Source organism: Sphingomonas sp. ABOLE (assembly GCF_003950455.1).
Classification (GTDB): domain Bacteria; phylum Pseudomonadota; class Alphaproteobacteria; order Sphingomonadales; family Sphingomonadaceae; genus Sphingomonas; species Sphingomonas trueperi.
In genome coordinates this window covers 1-4,912 of the sequence record NZ_QQWY01000081.1, presented here as the reverse complement: position 1 = coordinate 4,912, position 4,912 = coordinate 1, and the positions used below count along the sequence as shown (strand labels likewise).

Annotated in this window: 5 protein-coding genes; 2 read left to right on the top strand and 3 right to left on the bottom strand. The window is 66.6% G+C overall.

Going from position 1 to position 4,912, the window contains the following annotated elements; translation table 11 throughout:
* Nucleotides 1-131: 131 nt before the first annotated feature.
* Both CA234_RS23810 and CA234_RS23805 read right to left on the bottom strand, forming a co-directional pair.
* Nucleotides 132-1,637 (bottom strand): peptidase S10, encoded by a 1,506-nt coding sequence (locus CA234_RS23810; protein WP_125977994.1) that lies wholly within the window; start codon nucleotides 1,635-1,637, stop codon nucleotides 132-134.
* A 73-nt stretch (nucleotides 1,638-1,710) separates the two neighbouring features.
* A complete protein-coding gene (locus tag CA234_RS23805) occupies nucleotides 1,711-2,211 on the bottom strand; it encodes a GNAT family N-acetyltransferase (RefSeq protein ID WP_125977996.1) in 501 nt (166 codons plus the stop codon).
* Between the two features lie 280 nt (nucleotides 2,212-2,491).
* Here CA234_RS23805 and CA234_RS23800 point away from each other — a divergent pair, with 280 nt between their 5' ends.
* Both CA234_RS23800 and CA234_RS23795 read left to right on the top strand, forming a co-directional pair.
* Nucleotides 2,492-3,115: a CAP domain-containing protein gene (locus tag CA234_RS23800; RefSeq protein ID WP_241213671.1), complete on the top strand. Its 624-nt coding sequence runs from the start codon at nucleotides 2,492-2,494 to the stop codon at nucleotides 3,113-3,115.
* Between the two features lie 402 nt (nucleotides 3,116-3,517).
* On the top strand, nucleotides 3,518-3,799 hold the full coding sequence (locus CA234_RS23795; RefSeq protein WP_125977998.1) for a hypothetical protein: 282 nt from the start codon (nucleotides 3,518-3,520) through the stop codon (nucleotides 3,797-3,799).
* Between the two features lie 328 nt (nucleotides 3,800-4,127).
* On the opposite strand, the gene CA234_RS23790 is transcribed toward CA234_RS23795, so the two are convergent.
* Entirely contained in the window at nucleotides 4,128-4,751 is a 624-nt protein-coding gene (locus CA234_RS23790) for a L,D-transpeptidase family protein (RefSeq protein ID WP_125978000.1), read from the bottom strand.
* Nucleotides 4,752-4,912 lie beyond the last annotated feature (161 nt).

The window sequence follows — 4,912 nt, the reverse complement described above, 5'->3', positions numbered from 1 at the left end:
TGCTCGTGATCGAATACCATCCGCACCGCACGCTCGCGGACCTCAGGAGAAAACTTGTTCGTCGTCTTGCTCATACAGGCTCCACCTTCTCAGGAGTTGGAGCCTCCGGCAAACCCGGCGCGGTTCAGACCTCACCGCACATACAGCACCCGGGCATCGGCCTTGAACGCCTCCGCGCTGGCCTTGCGCGAATAGAACATGTGCCCGCCGGGATAGACACCCAGCTTCACCCGCTGCTCCACGCCGAAGCGCGGCATCTGATCGATGATCAGGCGCGATCCGAAATAGGGGCAGGACAGGTCGTTATAGCCATGGACGATCAGCACCCCCATCTTGGGATCGTTCGCCACCGCCTTGCGCAGGTCGCTCACCGGCGCGTCGTCGGGCGTGCCGCGGTCCCAGGCCGCGTTCACCGAGAAGGACAGCGCATTGTAGCGCGCGCTCGTCTTCCAGCCCACTTCGCGGGTGATGAAGTCCACCATCGCGCTGGTCGTCGGCGCGATGATGCCTTCCAGGATCGGGTCGCCCGACTTGCGCTCGGCGGCATTGGGGAAGGGATCGAACGCATCGACGTTCGAATCGTACACGCTGCCGATCTTGCCGTCGTCGCGGTGGATTTCGCGCAGATAGGTGCCTTCGTCGACCCGCCCGTCGAGACGGCGGACCAGCTTGGGATCGAGGCCGGTCAGCTCGGTCACCTTGTCGCTCAGCCGCGCGGTCGCCTGCGGGTCGGAGCGGCCGGCGAGCAGGTCGGTAGCGAAGCCGCTGCGGGTATAGGCCTCGACGCCCGCCATCGCCTGCGGCGTCAGCTTGCCAATGCGCTCGAGATGCCCGGCGGCCATCGAGGGGAGGGTGATCATCCAGGGGAGCGGCGACAGCGCGTCCGAGCCTGCGGTCGCGGCCGGATCGAGATAGGGCGAGACCATCACGATGCCGTTGACGCCCACGCCCAGCTGGGTCTGCAGCTCATAGGCGATGCGCGGCGCGCGATAGCCGCCATAGCTCTCGCCCATCACGAACTTGGGCGCGCGCAGCCGCTCGTTCTTGACCAGCCAGTCATAGACGATGCGCGACAGGTACTTGATGTCCGGCTCGTTGGCGTAGAAGGCCTTCTTGGTCGTCTCCTCGTCGACCAGGCTGCGGCTGAAGCCGGTGCCGATCGGATCGATGAAGACCAGGTCGGTCATGTCGAGCCAGCTGGCGGGATTGTCGACCAGCAGCGGCGCATCGGACGGGGCATCGCCCTTGTCGCCGAACTGCACACGCTTCGGCCCCACCGCGCCGAGGTTGAGATAGACCGAGGAGGCGCCGGGACCGCCGTTGAACGCGAAGGTCACCGGCCGCTGCGCGCCGCCGCCGGGCACGACATAGGCGGTGTAGACCACCTCGCCGATCTTCTTCCCCTTGGCATCATAGACCGGCAGCTTGCCGACGGTCGCCTGGTAGCGGACCGGCTTGCCGCCGATCACCGCGGTCTGGGTGATGGTCTTGTCGTCGGGCAGCGGCGGAAGGTCGCTCTTGTCGGCCTTGTCATCGCTCTTTTCGGCGGCCGCGCCAGCCTTCTTGTCCTGTGCGGGTGCCTGCGGGGCGAGGAGCAGGGCAGCGAACGACGCGGCGATCAGGGTGCTGTGGCGCAAGAAGAGGGTCCCCCCGGAGATGGTTGATGCCGCAGCCTAGCGGCGCCCTCGCGCCGAATCCATGGGCTGCACCTCACAAAGGGCGCCACATCCACTGCGCGGCCGGGCCATAGTTCGCCACCTTGGCGACGAGGGCGGGGGAGGGGGTGGCTGCCTCGAAGCCCAGCCGACGCCAATAGCCCGCCGCGCCTTCCACCGCGATCAGTTCGGCACGAGTGAGGCCCGCGGCAACGGCGTCCTTGAAGGCCGCTTCGACCAGCCGTCGACCGATGCCCGTCCCGCGCGCGGCAGCCGACACGGCCAGGTCGTGCAGATACAGCGTGTCGCCGGTCGTCGCGGGGTCGAGCACGGCGCCCACGGGCGGGGGCGATTCGTGCGTCCAGCCATGGGCTAGCAGATAGGCGAGGAGGGCACCGTCGTGCTCGGCCGCCAGGTTGAACGGCGCGGCGACATGGAGGCGGCTGGCGAACGCATCCTCGGGCTCTACGAGAAAGGCGGGATAGGCCTGCGCCTGCAAGGCCAGAGCCTGGGGAAGGTGGCGGGGCCGCAGCGGGCTGAGGATCGGTGCCGACATGCAACCGGCTGTGCCATCCCGGACGCACCAGGGCCAGCGCGAGAGCGCTTCCGGCGGATTTCAGGCATCGGTGAAATACCGTAACGACTTTGCTACTTACCGGTAAACGGCCGCGAATCTATAGTTAACGTACGGTTATCCGTACCCGATAACTATAGTGCTGAACCAGTTATTTCCACCATATGCGACAGAAGAACCGCACTTGTTCGGCTGACAACAGCCGGTTGGTGCGGAGCCTGTTGTGTCTTCTGTGCGTTTACTGTGTTGCGGTATCTTGTCTGTGGGGGCGTTGCTGATCGGCGCGGCAAATGATCTGCCGAGCCTCGAAGACCAGGTGCTCGATCGGATCAACCATCTGCGTGCCGATCCGGCTGCCTATGCCGACCGCCTGCGCCAGCTGCGGCCACATTTTCGCGGCAACACGCTGTACCTGCCCGGGCGGCCGCGCGGGTTGATCACGCGCGAAGGCGTCGATGCGGTGGAAGAGGCTATCGCGTTTCTGGAACTGCAGACCCCGCTGCCGCCGCTGAGCCGAGCCGAGTTGCTGGGTCTTGCGGCGCGCGACCATGCCGTGATCCAGGGGGCGCTCGGCACGCGCGGGCATTTCTCGCCCGACGGTGCCTCGCCCGGCGATCGCGTCCAGCGCCGCGGCGGCGGTCGACTGGTCGGCGAAGACATCTCCTATGGCTATGCCGATGCCGACGAGGTGGTGCGACAGCTGGTGATCGATGACGGCGTGCCCGATCGCGGCCATCGCGACCTGCTGTTCAACCGCGATCTTCGCTATGCCGGCGTCGGCTGCGGCAGCCACAGCGCCTATGGCCATATGTGCGTGATCGACGTGAGCCGCACCCGCAACGGCATGTCGGTATACGCCACGCTGGCGCAGAACGAGGGGCGGTAAGCGAGCGTAGCGAGCGCTGCCTGGCAGGGGGCAGGGCGACCAAGCGAAGTTCGTTGTCCGCGCGGGCAAGCCTCGTTCGAGTATCGTCCAGCACCGCTACAAGGACTTCAACGGGCATTTGCGCTCCCACGACGACACGATATCGTCCGTTCATCACCCCGCCGCTGGCGCGAGGCTGCTTCTAGCCCGATACGCTGAAGTTCGCCTCCGCGTCGGCATGCGCGGTTATGATCTCACCGTTTTGCGTGGCGCATGATCGCGCCGTTGCTGGCCGCGAAGCCGCGAGGCGTTCCGCGCATCGTGTGTTGAACGGCATCTTCCGGATGCTACGATCCGAGGCGCCCGGGCGCGATCTGCCCGCGCGCTATCGCTCTCCTACCCCTGCCATAGCCGCGTCGTGCGATGAATGCAGATTACTGTCTCGGCCGAGTACGCACGGGGCGCACGACCAAGATCTACGTCGTCGATCCGCCGCGCCGTCCGATCGGGCGCGGCCTGACCGTCGGACATAGCGGCGGCGGACAGATCGCCGCCAGTCCGCCCACCGCCGTGCTGGTGGACAAGGCCCACGACGCCGATCGCACCCGAGAGATGCTCCAGGATCAGGGCGTCCGCTCACCTCCCAGCGGACAGCACTCGGCGCCGGAAGCGGTGCTTCAGCAAGGGTCTCAACCGCGAGCGTAAACTGGTCGAGCGGTTTTTCTCCAAGCAGAAGCCCTCCCTGGCTTGCGAGACTGTGCCAAATCGGGTGCCGGCAGACTTGATCATGCCCGACGTGATGGGCCGGTCCCTCCGGCTGTTGCAACAACTGCGGCAGGTGAACCAAGCATGGCCGCGCACGTCGGTCAGACGTACCGTTGCCGATGTACGGGGGTTGCGCGGTCCCTTTCCGGCCAGAAGCGTTTTCTACTCCGGCAGGCCGATTCGCTCTGGAACGACCTGCCGCCCGAGCGCGGGGCGGCAACGCAGCGAGCATGCGCGAGGTGCGCATCTGCTCAGCCGCGCGCCGAGATCAGCGCACCACCGTCACCAGATCGCCGCGCTTGACGATGCCGAACAGCCGCTGCGCGAAATCCTGCGGTACGCCGATGCAACCATGCGTCGCCAGACCCTGGCGGACGTTGCTGCCATGGATCGCGATACCGTCGCTGGTCAGCCACAGCGTATAGGGCATCATTGCGTCATAGGTGTTCGAGCGATGGTTCTTCTCCAACCCCCGGATCGGGAAGTTGCCGATCGGCGTCGGCGTCTCGTCCTGGCCGTAAAGGATCACGCTGGTGGCGATCTCGTCCTCGCCGCGGAACACCGAGAGGATCTGGCGCGACAGGTCGATGCGCAGCCAGATCCTCCCCGGGGGGACGCCATGATCGTTCCAGGCGAACTCGCCGAACTGCATGTGATCCGGCACCCGCAATAGGCTTCGGATCACCCGCGTGCTGCCGTCGCCGATCCGCAACTGCTGCTGATCCCCGTCGGAGAACCGAATCCGTTCGGTACTTACCGCCGGGATCATCCGACCTGCCGGGCTGGCCTGCTGGACGTGCCGCGGGACGAACGCCTTGGCGGCCAGCGTCACCAGCAGCAGCGAGGCCGCGCCCAGCGAGATCCAGATACCGAGCTTCGGACGACCGCGCATCAGGCCTTGGCTTCGATCCGATTCCGCCGGCGCATCTCGGCGCCGACGAGCCCGAACGCGGTGACGAGCATCAGCCATTCCGCCGGCTCCCACGCCGACGCCGACGCCGCCTGCGGTTCCGGAGCCGGCGGCGGTGGTGGGGGGGGCGTGGGCGTCGGTGC

Coding starts and splice junctions, on each gene's coding strand:
- CA234_RS23805 (WP_125977996.1), bottom strand. CDS start 2,211: ATGTCGGCACCGATCCTCAGCCCGCTGCGGCCCCGCCACCTTCCCCAG.
- CA234_RS23795 (WP_125977998.1), top strand. CDS start 3,518: ATGAATGCAGATTACTGTCTCGGCCGAGTACGCACGGGGCGCACGACC.
- CA234_RS23790 (WP_125978000.1), bottom strand. CDS start 4,751: ATGCGCGGTCGTCCGAAGCTCGGTATCTGGATCTCGCTGGGCGCGGCC.